This is a genomic window from Streptomyces sp. NPDC000983 (assembly GCF_040299205.1).
Taxonomy (GTDB): Bacteria; Actinomycetota; Actinomycetes; order Streptomycetales; family Streptomycetaceae; genus Streptomyces.
The window spans coordinates 148,194-165,352 of sequence record NZ_JBEPBM010000001.1 but is presented as its reverse complement, the minus strand read 5'-3'; the positions used below and the strand labels follow the sequence as shown (position 1 = coordinate 165,352).

Here is a 17,159-nt window from a genome sequence, read left to right as displayed (position 1 = left end):
CCGGAAGAACGACCGCCGATGAGCACTCTCACCACCGCCCCACCCCGCCAGATCGTCCCGCCCGAGGAGCTGTACGCCGCGGAACTGGCCTTCCTCGCCGCCTACGACGACGGGCCGCGGCCGCCGGCCTGGCGGCTCACCCCGCGTGCCGTCGTCACCTTCGTCATGGGCAGCGGCGGCCGGGCCCTGAAGCTGCCGGAGGCCGCCGAGGCGCCGGACGGCGTGCCGCGGCGCATGGAGGTGAGCGGCAAGTTCGTCGGTGACCGGGCGCTCGTCGAGCGCTGTGTGGTCACGCTCGCCGGTGAGCGCGGACTGCTGCTGGTCGGCGAGCCCGGCACCGCCAAGTCCATGCTGTCGGAGCTGCTGTCGGCCGCCGTGTGCGGCACCAGCGGCCTGGTCGTGCAGGGCACCGCGGGCACCACCGAGGACCAGCTCAAGTACGGCTGGAACTACGCCCTGCTGCTCGCCCAGGGGCCCAGCCGGCAGGCCCTGGTGCCCTCGCCGGTGCTCACCGCGATGACCCGGGGTGCGGTCGCCCGGGTCGAGGAGGTCACCCGCTGTCTGCCCGAGGTGCAGGACTCGCTGGTCTCCCTGCTCTCGGAGCGGCGGATCGCGGTGCCCGAACTGGCGGGCGGCGAGGACGCGCTGGCGCACGCCGCGCCCGGTTTCACCCTCATCGCCACCGCGAACCTGCGCGACAAGGGCGTGTCGGAGATGTCCGCGGCGCTCAAGCGGCGCTTCAACTTCGAGACGGTCGGCCCCATCGCCGACCTCGACACCGAGACGGCGCTGGTGCGCGCCCAGGCGCGGGCCTCGGTGGAGCGGGCGGGGGCGGCCTTCGCGGTCGACGACGCGGTCCTCGAGGCCCTGGTGACGGCGTTCCGCGATCTGCGCGAGGGCCGGTCCGCCGAGGGCTGGGAGGTGGAGCGGCCGTCCACGGTGATGAGCACCGCCGAGGCGGTGGCCGTGGCGGGCGCGCTGGGGCTGGCCGCGGCGTACTTCCCCGGCGACCACGACGTCCTCGGTCTGCTGCCGGGGCATCTGCTCGGCGTGGTCCGCAAGGACGACCCGGCGGACGCGGCCCGGCTGCGCGGCTACTGGGACGGTCCGGTGCGGCGGCGCGCCGAGCAGGGCTCCGCCACCTGGCGCACCCTGTGGGACCTGCGCACGGTCCTGGAGGGCTGACGCCGTGCCCCTCTCCCCCGACGAGGCCGTCGCGGCCCTCACCGACCCGGCGGCGCCGTACCTGATCGGCGTGCGGCATCACGCGCCGTCCCTCGCGGCGGCCGTGCCGGCGCTGCTGGAGGCGGCGGCCCCGGACGTGGTGCTCGTGGAACTCCCCGAGGAGCTCCAGGAGTGGCTGCCGTGGCTGGGGCACCCGCAGACCCGGGCGCCGGTCGCTCTCGCGGCCGCTCCGGCGGACGGGTCCGGCGGGCCGGCGTTCTATCCGTTCGCCGACTTCTCTCCGGAGCTGGCGGCGGTCCGCTGGGCGGCCGGGCGGGGCGTGCCGGTCCTCACCTGTGACCTGCCGCTCGCCGACCGGGCGTGGGGCGAGGGGCGCGGGACGGCCGGGGCGCCGTCGGTGGGGCCCGGTCTCGCCGACGCCCTGCGGGCCCGGCTGACCGGCCGGCCGGGGGACGACCTGTGGGACCGGCTGGTGGAGGCCACCGCGCCGGGCTCCTCCCCGGAGGCGCTGCGGCGCGCCGCCCTGCTCACCGGCTGGGCGCTGCGGGAGGACGCCGCGGGGTCGGGGGGCGTTCCCGAGCTGGATCTGCGCCGCGAGCGGTGGATGCGGGCGCGGCTGACGTCGGCCACCGCGGACGGGCGGCGGGCGGCCGTGCTGGTCGGCGCCTTCCACGCCCCCGCGCTGCTGTCGGACGAGCCCACGCGGGAGGACGGCACGCCCGCGGAGAAGGCCGGCTGGACGACCTCGCTCATCCCGTACACCTACGCGCTGCTCGACGAACGGTCCGGCTACCCGGCGGGCATCCGCGACCCGGAGTGGCAGCACCTGGTCCTGGAGGCGGGCGGCGATCCGGGCGCGCTGGAGGACGCGCTGACCCGGGCGGCCGTACGGGTCTGCGCCGAGCTGCGTGCGCTCGGCCATCCGTCGGGGCCCGCCGACGCACGGGAGATCACCCGGCTCGCCGGTGACCTGGCCCGGCTGCGGGGGCTGCCCGCGGCGGGGCGCGGTGAGCTGGTCGAGGCGGTGCAGACCGTGCTGACGCAGGGTGAGCCGTACGGCAGGGGGCGGGCGGTGGCACGGGCGATGGAGCGCGTGCTCGTCGGCACCCGCGCCGGGCGGCCCGCGCCGGACGCGCCCCGCAGCGGGCTCGCGCCCGCGGTGGAGGAGGAGTTGGCGGCGCTCGGCCTGCCGGGTCCGGGGGCGGCCGGGGCGGCCCGCGATCTGCGCCTGGATCCCCTGCGTTCCGATCTGGACCGGCGGCGCGAGCTGCTGTTGCACCGGCTGAGAGTGTGCCGGATTCCCTACGCGGAGGCCCAGGAGGTCACCGGTGCGGGCGGCGCGGAGGCGCTCACCTCGCGGTGGACGGTGCGGTGGACCCCCGCGACGGCGGCGATGCTGACCGCGGCCGGGGTGCGGGGCGTCACCGCCGCACAGGCCGCCGAGGGCATGCTGCGCGAGGGGCGGCGGCTGGAGCGGGAGGCCGGCGGGTGCACGGCCGAGCAGGCGCTGAGCGGGCTGCGGGAGGCTGCCCTGTGCGGGCTCGGGTCGCTCGCGGAGGAACGGCTCGACGACGTGGCCGAGGTGCTGCCGCACTCCGGGACCCTGCCCGAACTCCTCGCCGGTCTCGCCCTGTTGGACCGGGTGGGCGCCGGCCACATTCCCGGGCTCGGCGCCGACGAGGAGCGTACGGCCCGGGCCGGGGCGGTCGCCGGGCTGCTGACGGCGGCCGCGGTCCGCCAGGTCGACGGACTCACCGGCTCCGAGGAGCCCGCCGACGCCCACGCCCTCCTCGAACTCGCCCACCGAGCCGACCTGTTGGGCGGGGTGCGGCTCACCGACGCGCTGGCCCGGCTGGCGGCCGACGGCTCGCCGCTGATGCGCGGTGCGGCCGGGGCGGTACGGGTGCTGCTCGGGCACGAGACGCCGGCCGCGCTCGGCGGGCGGCTCGCGTCCTGGGTCGACTCGGCCACCGGCCCCGAGTCCCGGGCGGCGCTCACCGCACGGCTCACGGGCGTACTGACGGCGGCCGGACCGCTGCTGGAGTCGGCGCCGGCCGCCCTGGAACCGCTCCTCGACCGGGTGACGGACCTGCCCGACCGGGCGTTCCTGGACCGGCTGCCCGCGCTGCGGGGCGGCTTCGACACGCTCAGTCCGGCGGCTCGCGAGCGCCTGCTGACGGCGGTCGAGGACCGGGTGGACGGCTCGGCGGAGGTGACCGACACCGGTGGTGTCTCCCCCGCGTCGCTCGCCGCGTGGACCCGCGCCGACCTCCTGGCGCGCGCGGACCTGGAGCGTCGGGGCCTGCTGCCGCCGCCCGCGGCCGTCCCGGCCGTCGGCCCGGCTCCCGGGGAGCCCCGGCGGGCGCCCGCGCCCGCGGACCGGCGGCTCTCCCCCGCCGACCGCTGGCGGCTCCTGCTGGGCCGCCGCTCCGACCAACTCTCCCCCTCCGCGGCCGGGTTGGCGACGGCGCTGGACGAGCTGTACGGCACCGGGCGCGGCGAGGGCAGCCGGGGCGGCCTGCCCGGCTCCGGGGGCGGCCGGGAGGCCCCGTACCCCGGGGTGCGGGAGTGGTCGGAGGAACTCGCGGCCCTGTTCGGGCCGGGGATCCGGGAGGAGGTGCTGGCCGCGGCGGCCGCCTCGGGGCGGACCGACGTGCTGGCCGAGCTCGATCCCGACCGTGTACGCCCCTCCGTCGACCTGCTGCGCACGGTGCTGCGGCACGCGGGCGGGCTGCCGGAGGCCCGGCTGGCCGCACTGCGCCCGCTGGTCGCACGGCTGGTGGAGGCACTGACCCGGGAACTGGCCACACGGCTGCGCCCCGCCCTGCACGGCACGGCGCTGCCCCGCCCGAGCCGTCGTCCCGGCGGCGGCCTGGACCTGCCGCGCACCCTGCGCGCCAACCTGGCGACCGCGCGACGCGGCCCGGACGGCCGGGTCGTGGTGATCCCCGAGCGGCCGGTCTTCCGGAGCCGTGCCAAGCGGGCCGCGGACTGGCGGCTCGTCCTGGTCACCGATGTGTCGGGGTCGATGGAGGCGTCCACGGTCTGGGCGGCCCTCACCGCGTCGGTGCTGGCCGGCGTGCCGACACTGTCCACGCACTTCCTCGCCTTCTCCACCGAGGTCATCGACCTCACCGGCCATGTCGAGGACCCGCTGTCGCTGCTGCTGGAGGTCAGCGTCGGCGGCGGCACGCACATCGCGGCGGGGCTGCGGCACGCCCGCGAACTGGTGACCGTGCCGTCCCGGACGCTCGTGGTGGTCGTCAGCGACTTCGAGGAGGGCTACCCGCTGGGCGGGCTGCTCGCCGAGGTGCGCGCCCTGGTCGGGGCGGGCTGCCATGTGCTGGGCTGCGCCAGCCTCGACGACGCGGGCCGGCCCCGCTACTCCACCGGCGTGGCGGGACAGCTCGTCGCCGCGGGCATGCCGGTGGCCGCCCTCAGTCCGCTCGAACTCGCCCGCTGGGTAGGAGAGAAGATCGCATGAGCCCGGGCCTTCCCCCGGTCACCCCGGACGTGACCGCGGACCTCGTCGGAGCGCTCTCGCCCCGGCTGCGCAAACGGCTGGACTCCGGTGTCGCGAAACTGTCGGGGCGCCCGGTCGTCGTGGACGGCGACACGGTGCGCGTCGCCGTGGACGACGACACGGACCTGACCCTGCACGCGCCGGGCGGGGTCGTGACGACCCCGGAGGCGATCCACTGCGGGTGCCTGCTGGCCCCGGACTGCCTGCATCGGGCGGCGGTGGCCTCGGCGGCGCCGGTGGCGTCCATGGAGGACATGGAACTGAGCGAGCCCGCGGAGCCCGTCGCGTCGACGGGGTCCGACGGGGGTGCGGGGGCGGGGGCCGGGCAACTCCGCGGAGACACGGGGCCGAGTGCCGTGCAACCGGACGGAGGTACGAGGCGCCCGGCCGGGGCCACCGCAACAACCCCGGGAGGGGCGACCGGGGCGGCGGACTCGACTGGCGGCGAGCCCGGGCAGGAGAGCGAGACGACCGGCCGCGAGCCCGGAAAGCAGATCGAGACGGCCGATGCGGAGCCCGGGCGCGGCGCTGCGGCCGACGCGCAGGCCAGGCGGCGGGCTGCGGCCGTCGGCACGGAGTCCGGGCACCGGGCCGAGGCTGCGGACGGTCACCGGCGTCCGCGCGCCCCCGCCTCCGAACCCGCCGGCGGCTCAGGCGCCGACTCCTCCGCGACCCCCGCGCAGCGGGCCGCCGCCCGCGCTCTGCACACCGCGGCCGCGGCCGTCCTCGACGCGGGTACCGACGGTGCCGGAGCCGTGCCGCAGGCGGAGTTGCTGCGTGCGGCGCACACCGCGCGCCTCGCCGGGCTGCCCCGGGCCGCGTCCTCGGCCGTCGCCGTCGTCACGGCGCTGCGCGCGGCCCGCGCCGCGGATCCGTCGTACCGGCTCGCCGACCTGGTCGCGGCCCTGCACTCCGTACTCGGCTCGGCCCACCGGCTCCCGCACGCGGACGGCGCGGAGTTGGCCGAGCTGCGCGGCACAGTGCGGCAGCCGTACACACCGGACGGCTCACTGCGGCTGTACGGCCTGTTCTCGGAACCCGTGCTGACCGCGACCGGATACGCCGGTGCCGTCACCTGGACCGCCGACGCCGAGGGCCGCCTCTACACGGTCTCGGACGTGGCGCCGGGCGGGCCGAGCCGGGCGGTGGGCGCCGCCGACCGTGCCGTACGGATCGGTGACACGGCGCTGTCCCACCGGGAGCTGTCCCGGGCGGGCCTCGCGGTGTCCGGGGCGACCGTGTCACCGTCGGGCCGGCTGGGGGCGGGGAAGGCGGTACGGGCGGTGCGCGCGTCCGGCGCCGCCTGGGACGGCGAGCCGCTGGACCGGATGTGGGCGGTGCCCGCCGCCGAACAGGCGGTGCGCGCGCTGGCCGGTGAAGGGCACGGCCTGCTCTTCCTGGACGTGACCCTGGTGGGCACGGTGCGGGAGGCGGCGGGCGACTGTCTGCTGGCCGACTGCGACGGCCTGACGGTCCGGCTGGCCGCCGCGCACGACCATCCGGCGCTCCCGGACCGCGACAACCTGCGGCTTCTCGCGGCGGCCCGGGGCACCCGGCTACGGGTCGTGGCCCGCCTCTCCCCCGCCCCGCACGCCCGCGCCCTCCTGCTGGCCGCCTCCCATCCCACCGACCCGTCCGCCCGGCTGGACCTCGGAGTGGACCGGCTCCAGCACGCGGACCTGCCGACCGGCCCGGCGGCCGCGCCACCGCGTGCGTCCACCGACGAGGCACCCCTGCACCTCCTGACGCGCCGGGTCCACCAGGCCGTCTCCGGCGGCCGCCGCGTCCTGGCCTTCCCCGGGGACAGCGCGACCGACGGGCGACGGTTGCGCGGGCTGGGCCTCGGCACGGCGGGAGACCTCCTCGACGAACTGCACGCGGCGGCGGCCGACCGGGACCGGGACGTGTTCGGCCGGCTCGCCCCGGCCGACCTCGACCGCTTCGCCCGCGCCTGGCTGGCCTCGGCCCACTACGTCGCGGAGGTCGACCGCTCGCTGTGCGCGGCGGCCTGGGGCGCGGAACAGGGGGTGACCGGGTAGGGCCCGTCGCGGGGGTTGGCCCGCCGCCCGAGGGGCGGTCGTGCGGCGCCCGTGCGTGAGCCGGTGAGGCCGGTACAGCGACCCCGACACGGGGATGACGTCGGGGCCCGAAGGGCGGCCACGCGACAGCCGGTGGAGGCCGGCCCAGCGGCCCCGTCGCGCAGGTGCCGTCGGTGCCCGAAGGACGGCCGGGCGGCAGTTGGTGGGGCAGGTGCAACGGCTCCGTCGCGGGGGTGCTTCACTCCCCGAGGGGCGACCGCTCGGCAGCCGGTGGGACCGGTGCACCGGCTCCGTTCACGGAGGCGACATCGGGGTCCGAAGGACGGCCACGGCACAGCCGGTGCGGGCCGGCGCAGCGGCCCCGTCGCGGGGGTGGTTCCCTGCCCGAGGGGCGACCGCTCGGGCAGCCGGTGCGTGAGCCGGTGAGGGTGGTACTACGGCCCCGTCACGGAGGCGACATCCGGGCCCGAAGGACGGCCACGCGACAGCCGGTGCGGGCCTGCGCAACGGCTCCGCCGCAGAGGTGGATGCTCCCCGACGGGCCGCCGTGCGGCGCCCGGTGCATGAGGCGGTGCGGCGGCGCCTCACAGCACAGGCCACCTTCGCACCAGGCCCGGGCTCTCGGGCAGCGCTGGCACCCCGCACCGCGCCCCCACCCCTCAAACCCCGCCCGGCACCCCGTCGCCCTTCAACCGCTCCAGGTCGGACGGGCGGACCTGGATGGCGAGGATGGCGATCAGGGCCGCGGCGACGGTGAAGATCGCCGCCATGATGAACGCCGACGAGACGCCCGCGGTGAGGACCTCGTCGGAGAAGGGCGGTGGCAGTTCCCCGGTGCGTTCGAAGCGCAGCCGTTCCACCGGGGTCGCCTGGGACAGGAAGAGCGGGATCTGCTCCTCCGCCTCGTTGGTGCTGGCCGTGCCGTACATCGTGACCAGGATGGACAGGCCGAGCGAGCCGCCGACCTGCTGGGTGGCGTTGAGGAGTCCGGAGGCGGCGCCGGTCTCCCGGACGGGCACGTCGGACAGGGCCATCAGCGTCAGTGAGACGAACTCCATGCCCATGCCGAGGCTGAAGACGAGCATCGGCCCGAGGACGCTGCCGACGTAGGTGGAGTGGATGTCGGTCAGGGTCAGCCAGCTCAGCCCGATGGCCGCGAGGATCGCGCCGACCACCATGAACGGTTTGGGTCCGTAGGTGGGCAGGAAGCGGGAGGCGAGCCCCGCGCCGATCGCGATGACCGCGCTGACCGGCAGGAAGGCGAGTCCGGCCTGCAAGGGGCTGAAGTCCAGCACGTTCTGCACGAAGAGGGTGAGGAAGAAGAACATGCCGAAGATCGCGGCGGCCAGGCAGAGCATGATGCCGTAGGTGCCGGCGCGGTTGCGGTCGGCGAACATGTGCAGTGGGGTGATGGGCTGCGCGGAGCGCCGTTCCACGAAGACGAACAGCGCGAGGAAGAGTACGGCCGCGGCGAACGAGGCCAGGGTCAGCGGGTCCCGCCAGCCGTCCTGGGCGGCGCGGATGAAGCCGTAGACCAGGAGCACCATGCCCAGGGTGGAGGCGAGGGCGCCGGTGATGTCGAAGTGCCCGGGGTGGCGTTCGGACTCCCTGATGAAGCGCGGGGTGGCGAGGGCGATGAGCAGTCCGATGGGGACGTTGACGAAGAAGACCCAGCGCCAGTTGAGCCACTCCACCAGCATGCCGCCGGCGAGGAGTCCGATGGCGCCGCCGCCCGCCGAGACGGCGGCGAACACGCCGAAGGCCCGGTTGCGTTCCGGGCCTTCACGGAAGGTGGTGCTGATCAGGGCGAGGGAGGTCGGCGAGGCGATCGCTCCGCCGACGCCCTGGAGGGCGCGCGCGGCGAGGAGTTGGGCCTCGTTCTGGGCGAGCCCGCCGAGCAGCGAGGCGAGGACGAACAGCAGCACACCGAAGATGAACACCCGCCGTCGGCCCAGGATGTCGCCGGCCCGGCCGCCGAGCAGGAGCAGTCCGCCGAAGGTCAGCGTGTAGGCGTTGACCACCCAGGACAGGCTGGTGGTGGAGAAGTCCAGGGAGCGTTGGATGTCGGGCAGCGCGATGTTCACGATGGTGATGTCGAGGACCACCATCAACTGACAGGAAGCGATGACCAACAGGGCCATCGCTTTGCGGCCACCGCCGTTCTCCTGGGCGGTGGTCTGCGCGGAGGTGGGCTGCGGGCTGCTGCTCATGGCTTCTCGCACTCTCGGGGCTAGGGCCCTCGCGAGGGGTCGGTGAACGACTGCGTCCACCGTCGGTCCACCAGTCGACGGTACGCCCGCGCCCCTCGGGTCACCACTTGATCTACAGCCCCCCTTGACGCCCGCGCGGGCTGTTGACACACTCACGCCGCGTCGTAGAAAACGCTTGCTGCGACCGCCCGCGATGGGCACCCACGGCGCCCGCCCGCACCCGCGGCACCGCACGCCCCCGGCCACCCCGGGCCCATGAGTGAATCGATTCAACCCCATGATTCACTCAGCAACGGCGACGCGACGATCCGGCCCAGCCACGGCCACGACGCACCGCGAACCGCCGCGAACCGCCGCGCACCACACCACGCACCTCCGTGCACCGCCGCGCACCGCACCCCGCAGCCCGGGCGCCTCCAACCCCCCAAGGAGAAGCCGAGATGAAACGCAGAGCCGCAGTTCACCTCGCCCCGCACACCCCGGCCCACCGTCACCGGCGCGCCGTCGTCACCGCCGCCTGCGCCACCGCACTGCTCACCGGCGCCGCGTTAGTGAGCCAGCCCGCGAACGCGGCCGCACCGCGACTCGCGGCGGCACCACAGCTCGCCGCGGCCTGCGGCGAGGGCAGCTACCAGGCGGAGGCCGTGCTCAACGGAAGCACCTGGACCGCCCGCCGCGGCGGTTCGGCCGTGTACACCGGCACGGACATGCGCGCCGCCATGCAGGCGGCCATCAGCAGCCTCACCTCGGGCCGCACGTCCAAGGAACGCGTGGTGGTGCGCGGTTCGGGCTCGATCAGCGCCGGTTCCCGCGTGTCACTGCCCAGTTACACCATCCTCGACGTGTGCGGCACCATCAACGTCACCGGCTCCGGCTCGGGCGACCAGGCCCCGGTCTACGCCCGCGGGGTCCGCGACATCGAGGTGCAGCACCTCAACGTGACCGGCGCGCCGCTGTACGGCGTCTTCATGCGCAACGTCCAGAACGTGGTGCTCGGCCAGATCGACATGCGGCTGTCGAAGGGGCTCGGCGTGCGCATCGACAACCGCGGCGACACCAGCCAGTGGACCAGGAACGTACGCATCGACAACGTGTACGTGTCCGGCGCGAGCAGCCACGCGGTGGAGACCTACGGCGTGGACGGCCTCACCGTCGGCACGGTCACCGCCCGCAACGTCGGCGAGTCCGGACTGCTGCTGAACCAGACCATCAACGCCACCGTCACCAAGGTCGACGCCGACGGGGCGGGCACCGGCACGGGCTACGCGGCCTTCCGGATGGCCAACCGCAACGGCCGCATCGGCAGTTCGTACCCGACCAACATCCGGGTCGGCGAGGTCGTCGCGCGCGGCGGCGGACGCGGGGTGTTCTGCGTGTCCGAGAGCGGCGGCGCGGTCATCGACCGGATCTACCTGTCCAACACCGGCAACAACGCGGTCCTGATCGAGAACTGCCACAACGTGAACCTCGCCGCCCAGGGCGGCACGGTCACCGGCGGCGGCGAGATCCGCCTGGCGGCCCGGTCGGAGTTCGCCAACAACTCCGACATCCTCGTGCAGAACCTGACCGTCACCAACTCGGCGATCACCGAGAACCCGTGCGGGAACAACACCACGTTCCGCAACAACACGCTGGTGAACAGCCGTCAGTCCATCTGCTGACACGGCGGGCCGGGCGGGTCGGCGGGCGGGTCAGTCGTCCCCGTCGCCGGCCCGTTCGGCCGCCTTGCGCCGCTCCTTCTCCCGGTCCTCGCGCTCGTCCGCCCGCCGGTCCCGTTCCTTCTCCTGCCGCTTGCGCTCCTCCTCGGCCGCCTTGCGTTCGCGGTGCGCCGCCCTCTCCGCCGGTTCGCCGACGCCCCGATGACGGTCTGTCGCCGAGTGCTCGGCGGCGGGGGGTGCGGCCGGGGCCGGCGCGGAGGTGCCGGGCGGAGGGGTGGACACGGAGCCGCCTCCGTCGGGCGACAGCGTCACCCCGGCGGTCGTGACGACGGCGGACACGACGACCCCGGCCGCGGCGAGCAGGACCCTCCGGGACCCGCTCCGGCGCGGGGCGGCATGCGACCGGGTGACCGTGGACAGCTTCTCCGTCGGGTTGAGCCGCGCCGACGACGGCGGGGACGTCTTCGCGGAGTCGCGCACCGCGCACGGGCCGGGCGCCGGCGCCGCGGGGCGTGCCACCGCCTCCCCGTGCGCGCGGTCCGCAAGCCACCGGGCCGCCTCGTGGGCCGAGGGACGCAACGCCGGGTCCTTGGCCAGCATCCGCATCGCGTAGTCGCTCAGCTCCACCGGAATGCCGGGCCGTCGCCGTTCGGGCGGGACCGGGGCGGCCTCGACGTGCAGACGGACCACCGACAGGGCGGTGGTATCGGCGAACGGCGGTCCCCCGGTGAGTAGTTCGTACAGTACGCAGCCGAGTGAGTAGACGTCCGAGGCGGGTTCGGCGGGGCGTCCGAGGGCCCGCTCGGGAGCGAGATAGGCAGCGGAACCGACGATCTGACCGGTCGCGGTGAGCGAGCACGCCGCCTCGCCGGCGAGCCGGGCGATGCCGAAGTCCGTTATCTTCACGCTGCGGTCGGCCGCGAGCATCACATTGGCGGGCTTGATGTCCCGGTGGATCACGCCCAGGCTGTGCACGGCGGCCAGGCCGGAAGCCGTCTGCGCGACTATTCCGGCGGCCTCCCAGGGCTCCAGCGCACCGCGCGCGGCCCGCTCCTGGGCCAGGCTGTGCCCGTCGACGAGTTCCATCACCAGGTGAAGCCGGCCGTCGTCGGAGCCGAAGTCGTAGACGGTGACCACATGGGCGTCGTTGAGACGCCCGGCGGTCCTGGCCTCCCTGCGCAGCCGCTCGATGTCCGTCGCCGCCTCCGGGTCCGGCCGGTCGGCACGCAGGAGCTTCACCGCGACCGGCCTGTCGAGGATCTGGTCGGTGGCCCGCCAGACGTCGGCCGTGGAACCGCGTCCGAGTGGTTCGTCGAGCCGGTACCGCTGTGCGACCAGCACTGGTCTCCGCCCTTCCCCCGCTTCGGTCCGGTTTCGTCCGGCCCTCACGACGGCCGCTCGTCCTTCCGCTTCCTACAGCGCACCGGTTACCCCGCTCGTCACCTCTCACGCCCGCGACAGTGCGTGACCGGGCTTCGCCAAAGGGGTGGCAGCACAAAGGACTTCTGGTTAGCCTTACCTAAGTTGTGAGTACGGTTCATGAACGCTGTGGATCCGGTCCGGAGGATGCGTGAGAGAAGCGGACCTGCCGGGACGGAACGTCCTGCGGCGCGCGGTGCGCGGCCAGCGCCGCGACGTCACGCTCGGCGCGCTGCTGGGTATGGGGCACCAGACGGGCGAGGCACTCGTCCCCGTCGTCATCGGACTCGCCGTGGACAGCGGTGTGGTGGACGGCGACATCGGTGGACTGCTGTTCTGGCTGGGGGTGTTGGCCCTCGTCTACGTCGGCCTCTCGTACAGCTTCCGCTTCGGCGCGCGTGCCGGGGAGCGCGCCTCGGTGACGGCGGCGCACCGGCTCCGTACCGAGCTGGTCGAGCGGGTCCTCGCCCCCGAAGGCGGCGCGGACGAGGGCCGGTTGCCCGGGGAACTCGCCAACACCGCGACCGAGGACGCCAAACGCGTCGGCGCCGTGATGATGGCGCTGGTAGTCGGGGTGGCGGCCTCGACGGGGCTCGCGGTGGGGGCGGTCGTCCTGCTGCGCGTCTCCGTTCCGCTCGGTCTGCTGGTGCTGCTGGGCACGCCTGTGCTGCTGTGGCTGGTCCACCTGTTGAGCAAGCCTCTCGAGCGGCGGAGCGAGACCGAGCAGGAGCGCGCCGCCCGGGCCTCGGGGGTGGCGGCCGATCTGGTGGCGGGGCTGCGGGTGCTCAAGGGCATCGGCGCGGAACCGGCGGCCGTCGCCCGCTACCGCGGGATCAGCCAGGACTCGCTGACCGCCACGCTGCGCGCGGCGCGGGCCGAGGCCTGGCAGAGCGGTGTCGTCACCATGCTGACCGGAGCGTTCCTCGCCGTGGTGGCGCTGGTCGGCGGACGGCTCGCCGCGCGCGGTGACATCGGCCTGGGCGAGCTGGTCTCCGTCGTCGCGCTCGCGCTCTTCCTGATCGGCCCGCTCTCCGAGTTCTCCTGGGTCAACGCGGAGCTGGCACAGGCCAGGGCGTCCGCGGCGCGCATCGCGGCCGTCCTCGGCTCGCCGCACGCCGTACGACAGCAGCACGTCGACGCCGAGCACGCCGTACGGCAGCAGCACGTCGACCCCGAGCACGCCGTACGGCCGCGGAAGGCCGGCGCGGAGGGTGACGTACCGTCGGCGGCCCTTCCGGTCCCCGGCGAGGGCGGGCTGCGGCTGCGCGGGCTGTCGTACGGGCCGTTGCGTGGGGTGGACCTGGACGTCGCGCCCGGCGAGACGGTCGGCGTCGTCGCCACCGACCCCGCCGACTCCACCGCCCTGCTCCGCTGCCTCGCCCGGCACGCCGACCCCGACGAGGGCACCGTGGAACTCGACGGGACGGACGTCACCGCGCTGGAACTCGCCGAGTTGCGGGCGGCGCTCCTCGTCGCCGAGCACGACGCGGACCTGTTCGAGGGAAGCCTGCTGGAGAACGTGACCGCGGCGGCGGGGCCGGACGCGCCGGTCGAAGCGGCGATCACCGCCTCCGGCACCGACGAGATCGTCCGCACCCTGCCCGACGGGACAAGGACCGCGGTCACCGCGCGGGGCCGCTCGCTCTCCGGCGGGCAGCGCCAACGTGTCGCGCTGGCGCGGGCGTTGGCCGCCGACACGGCGGTCCTCGTCCTGCACGAGCCGACGACCGCGGTCGACGCGGTCACCGAGACCCGAATGGCCGCCGGTCTGAAGGAGCTGCGGGCCGGGCGGACGACCGTGCTGGTCACCAACAGCCCCGCCCTGCTCGCCGTGACCGACCGGGTCGTCCTGCTGGACCGGGGCTCGGTCGTGGCGGCCGACGCCCATGAGCGGCTGGTCCACCGGCACGACACCTACCGTGGGGCGGTGCTGGCGTGAGCGAGTCCGGGACCGGGCTGCTGCCCGTGGCGACACCCGCGCGCACCCGTGCCGCCGTCGCCGAACTGCTGCGCCCGCAGAAGGGGTTGGCCCTGACCGCGGTGACCGTGATGGTCTGCGCCACCGCCGTCGCGCTGCTCACCCAGCCGCTGCTGGGCCGGATCGTGGACCTGGCCGCCGACCGCGGGTCGGTCGACGCCATCACCACCACCGCGGCCCTGCTGGTGGCCGTGGCCGTCGCCCAGGGAGTCCTCTCCGGGTTCGGCCTGTCGCTGATCTCCCGGCTGGGCGAGACCACGCTGGCCCGGCTGCGGGAGAGGTTCGTCGAACGCGCCCTCGGCCTGCCGCTGGACCGGGTCGAGCGGGCCGGGGCCGGTGATCTGACCGCCCGGGTCACCGCCGATGTCTCCCTCATCGCCGAAGCGGTCCGCAACGCCCTTCCGGAACTGGCGCGTTCGCTGCTGACCATCTTCCTCACCCTGGGCGCGATGGCCCTGCTCGACTGGCGGTTCCTGCTCGCGGCGCTGCTGGCGGTGCCCGTGCAGGTGGCCACCGCCCGCTGGTACGTGGCCCGGGCGGTGCCGCTCTACGCCGAGCAGCGGGTGGCCGCGGGCGCCCAGCAGCAGCAGCTTCTCGACACCGTCGCCGGTGCCTCCACGGTGCGTGCGTTCCGGCTGGAGCGGGAGCACATGGAGAAGGTCACCGAGCGGTCCCGGTCGGTGGTGGCGCTGACCATGCGCGGGGTGCGGCTGGTGCTGGGCTTCTACAGCCGGCTGCACATCGCCGAGTACCTGGGCCTGGCCGCGGTGCTGTTCACCGGGTACTGGCTGGTCCGCCAGGGCTCGGCGTCCATCGGTACCGCGACCGCCGCCGCCCTGTACTTCCACAGCCTGTTCACCCCGGTCAACGCCGCTCTCGTCCTCCTCGACGACGCCCAGTCGGCGACGGCGGGCCTGGCCCGGCTCGTCGGCGTGACCGACGAGGAGGCGCCGGCGGAGCACACGGCCGCGGCGGGGACGGGCCGCTTCGAGGTCACCGTGCGCGGCCTGCGGCACGCCTACCGTCCGGGCCATCCCGTGCTGCACGACATCGACCTGACGATCCGTCATGGCGAGCGGGTGGCACTGGTGGGCGCCAGCGGGGCCGGGAAGACGACCCTGGCCCGGCTCGTCGCGGGCATCCAGCCGCCGACCACCGGAACCGTGCTCGTCGACGGCGTGCCGCCGACCGAGCTGAGCCGGGCCGCGGCCCGCCGCACGGTCGCCCTGATCACCCAGGAGACGCATGTCTTCGCCGGTCCGCTCGCCGACGACCTCCGGCTCGCCAAACCCGACGCAACCGACGACGAACTGCGGGCCGCGCTCGACCGGGTCGACGCGCTGGCCTGGGCCGAGGCACTGCCCGAGGGCCTCGCCACGGTCGTCGGCGACGGCGGCCACCGGCTCACCGGGGACCGCACCCAGGCGCTGGCCCTCGCCCGGCTGATCCTCGCCGATCCTCCGCTGGTGATCCTCGACGAGGCCACCGCCGAGGCGGGCAGCGCCGGGGCGCGGGCGCTGGAGAAGGCCGTCACCCAGGCCACCGACGGGCGGACGGCGCTGATCGTGGCGCACCGGCTCAGCCAGGCGGCGACCGCCGACCGGATCGTCGTCATGGAGGCCGGACGAATCGTCGAGACCGGCACCCACGACGAACTGCGCGCCGCCGCCGGTCCCTACGCCACGCTCTGGGCCGCCTGGTCCGACACCCGCGACACCGGCTCCTAGCCCTTCGACCCCACGCGTTACCCGTCCCCCGCATCGCACCGCACCGCACCGCAGGAAACCGAACCGAAGGACCACCGATGCTCCGCTCGCGCAGAACCCGAAGGCTCACCGGCGCCCTCGCCTCCGCTCTCCTCCTCCTCACCGCCGCCACGGCCTGCGGCGACGACGACGCCGACGCCTCGGACACCGAAGCGAAGGCGAGCTCACCCGGGACGTCCGCCTTCCCGGTCACCATCGCCCACAAGTACGGCAGCACCACCGTCGACGCCGAGCCGAAGCGGATCGTCACCGTCGGCCTCACCGACCAGGACTCGGTGCTGGCGCTCGGCCAGGTTCCGGTCGGCACCACCGAGTGGCTCGGCGGCTACAAGGGCGCGATCGGCCCCTGGGCCGAGGACAGGCTCGGCGGGGCGGAGGCGCCCACGGTGCTCAAGGACACCGGCACCGGCCCGCAGGTGGAGAAGATCGCGGCGCTCAAGCCGGACCTGATCCTCGCCGTGTACGGCGGGCTCACCAAGGAGCAGTACGAGTCGCTGTCCAAGTTCGCGCCCGTGGTCGCGCAGCCCAAGGAGTACAACGACTGGGGCGTGCCGTGGCAGGAGCAGACCGAGACGATCGGCAAGGCGCTCGGCAAGTCGGAGGAGGCGGCGAAGGTCGTCGCGGACACCGAGGCGAAGATCGAGGCCGCGGCCGGGGAGCACCCCGAGTTCAAGGGTGCGAGCGCGGTGATGGCCACGCCGTACGAGGGCATGTTCGTCTTCGGCAGTCAGGACGCGCGCTCCCGGCTGCTGACCGGGCTCGGTTTCGCCCTGCCGAAGGACCTGGACAAGGCGATCGGTGACCAGTTCGGGGCGAACATCAGCAAGGAGCGCACCGACCTGCTCGACCAGGACGCGGTGGTCTGGATCGTCGCCGACGTCGACAAGGAGTCCGGCAAGCTGCACAAGGACGCCTCCTACAAGGACCTCGGCGTCGTGAAGGAGGGCCGCGAGGTCTTCGTCAACGAGTCGAGCGACTACGGCAACGCCACCTCGTTCGTCTCCCCGCTGAGCCTGCCGTACGTGGTGGAGCGGCTGGTCCCGCAGCTGGCGGCGGCCGTGGACGGCAAGCCGGACACCGCGGTGGAGCAGCCCGCCGACTGACGCGCGACAAGGCATGAGGAAGAGGGGCGGCCGGGCGGCCGCCCCTCTTCCGCGTGCGGTCAGCGGTCCATGGCCTCCGCGAGGCTCAGGGGCCGCATGTCGGTCCAGTGCGTGTCCACGTACTCCAGGCAGTCCTGGCGCGCGGCGGGGCCGTGGACCGTGCGCCAGCCGGCCGGCACGTCGGCGAAGTCGGGCCAGAGGCTGTGCTGGTTCTCGTCGTTGACGAGAACCAGGTAGACGCCCTCGGGGTCCTCGAACGGGTTGCTCATGGTCATCCT

The 17,159-nt window shown here is 74.9% G+C and carries 10 protein-coding genes; 7 read left to right on the top strand and 3 right to left on the bottom strand.

Annotated elements, in window-relative coordinates; all coding sequences use genetic code 11:
- The first annotated feature begins 18 nt into the window (after positions 1–18).
- Genes ABT296_RS00490 through ABT296_RS00480 form a run of 3 tightly spaced genes read left to right on the top strand, consistent with a single transcriptional unit; the run spans position 19 to position 6,747 of the window.
- Positions 19–1,185: an ATP-binding protein gene (locus tag ABT296_RS00490; protein ID WP_351922127.1), complete on the top strand. Its 1,167-nt coding sequence runs from the start codon at positions 19–21 to the stop codon at positions 1,183–1,185.
- A gap of 4 nt (positions 1,186–1,189) precedes the next feature.
- Positions 1,190–4,669 carry a vWA domain-containing protein gene (locus tag ABT296_RS00485; RefSeq protein ID WP_351922126.1) on the top strand — a complete coding sequence of 1,160 codons (3,480 nt, stop codon included), beginning with the start codon at positions 1,190–1,192 and terminating at the stop codon, positions 4,667–4,669.
- Positions 4,666–6,747 carry a hypothetical protein gene (locus tag ABT296_RS00480; protein ID WP_351922125.1) on the top strand — a complete coding sequence of 694 codons (2,082 nt, stop codon included), beginning with the start codon at positions 4,666–4,668 and terminating at the stop codon, positions 6,745–6,747. The genes ABT296_RS00485 and ABT296_RS00480 overlap by 4 nt, the downstream gene beginning before the upstream one ends.
- Before the next feature lie 659 nt (positions 6,748–7,406).
- On the opposite strand, the gene ABT296_RS00475 is transcribed toward ABT296_RS00480, so the two are convergent.
- On the bottom strand, positions 7,407–8,957 hold the full coding sequence (locus ABT296_RS00475) for an MFS transporter (RefSeq protein WP_502977144.1): 1,551 nt from the start codon (positions 8,955–8,957) through the stop codon (positions 7,407–7,409).
- Positions 8,958–9,397: 440 nt separating this feature from the next.
- On the opposite strand from ABT296_RS00475, the gene ABT296_RS00470 reads away from it, so the two are divergent.
- On the top strand, positions 9,398–10,618 hold the full coding sequence (locus ABT296_RS00470; protein WP_351922124.1) for a hypothetical protein: 1,221 nt from the start codon (positions 9,398–9,400) through the stop codon (positions 10,616–10,618).
- A gap of 30 nt (positions 10,619–10,648) precedes the next feature.
- Here the strand turns inward: ABT296_RS00470 and ABT296_RS00465 are convergent, their stop codons facing one another.
- Complete coding sequence (locus tag ABT296_RS00465; protein WP_351922123.1) at positions 10,649–11,956, bottom strand: serine/threonine-protein kinase; 1,308 nt, start codon at positions 11,954–11,956, stop codon at positions 10,649–10,651.
- 229 nt (positions 11,957–12,185) lie between these two features.
- Here ABT296_RS00465 and ABT296_RS00460 point away from each other — a divergent pair, with 229 nt between their 5' ends.
- The 3 genes from ABT296_RS00460 to ABT296_RS00450 all read left to right on the top strand — a co-directional run bounded on the left by ABT296_RS00460 (position 12,186) and on the right by ABT296_RS00450 (position 16,881).
- Entirely contained in the window at positions 12,186–13,973 is a 1,788-nt protein-coding gene (locus ABT296_RS00460; protein WP_351922122.1) for an ABC transporter ATP-binding protein, read from the top strand.
- A gap of 110 nt (positions 13,974–14,083) precedes the next feature.
- Positions 14,084–15,739 (top strand): ABC transporter ATP-binding protein, encoded by a 1,656-nt coding sequence (locus ABT296_RS00455; RefSeq protein WP_502977153.1) that lies wholly within the window; start codon positions 14,084–14,086, stop codon positions 15,737–15,739.
- Positions 15,740–15,816: 77 nt separating this feature from the next.
- Positions 15,817–16,881: an iron-siderophore ABC transporter substrate-binding protein gene (locus ABT296_RS00450; protein WP_351922120.1), complete on the top strand. Its 1,065-nt coding sequence runs from the start codon at positions 15,817–15,819 to the stop codon at positions 16,879–16,881.
- Positions 16,882–16,940: 59 nt separating this feature from the next.
- Here the strand turns inward: ABT296_RS00450 and ABT296_RS00445 are convergent, their stop codons facing one another.
- Positions 16,941–17,150 (bottom strand): MbtH family protein, encoded by a 210-nt coding sequence (locus ABT296_RS00445; RefSeq protein WP_351922119.1) that lies wholly within the window; start codon positions 17,148–17,150, stop codon positions 16,941–16,943.
- Positions 17,151–17,159 lie beyond the last annotated feature (9 nt).

Excerpts from the sequence above, each read along its gene's own strand:
- ABT296_RS00490 (WP_351922127.1), top strand. The coding sequence starts at position 19 with ATGAGCACTCTCACCACCGCCCCACCCCGCCAGATCGTCCCGCCCGAG.
- ABT296_RS00480 (WP_351922125.1), top strand. The coding sequence starts at position 4,666 with ATGAGCCCGGGCCTTCCCCCGGTCACCCCGGACGTGACCGCGGACCTC.
- ABT296_RS00475 (WP_502977144.1), bottom strand. The coding sequence starts at position 8,957 with ATGAGCAGCAGCCCGCAGCCCACCTCCGCGCAGACCACCGCCCAGGAG.
- ABT296_RS00470 (WP_351922124.1), top strand. The coding sequence starts at position 9,398 with ATGAAACGCAGAGCCGCAGTTCACCTCGCCCCGCACACCCCGGCCCAC.
- ABT296_RS00455 (WP_502977153.1), top strand. The coding sequence starts at position 14,084 with ATGGTCTGCGCCACCGCCGTCGCGCTGCTCACCCAGCCGCTGCTGGGC.
- ABT296_RS00450 (WP_351922120.1), top strand. The coding sequence starts at position 15,817 with ATGCTCCGCTCGCGCAGAACCCGAAGGCTCACCGGCGCCCTCGCCTCC.
- ABT296_RS00445 (WP_351922119.1), bottom strand. The coding sequence starts at position 17,150 with ATGAGCAACCCGTTCGAGGACCCCGAGGGCGTCTACCTGGTTCTCGTC.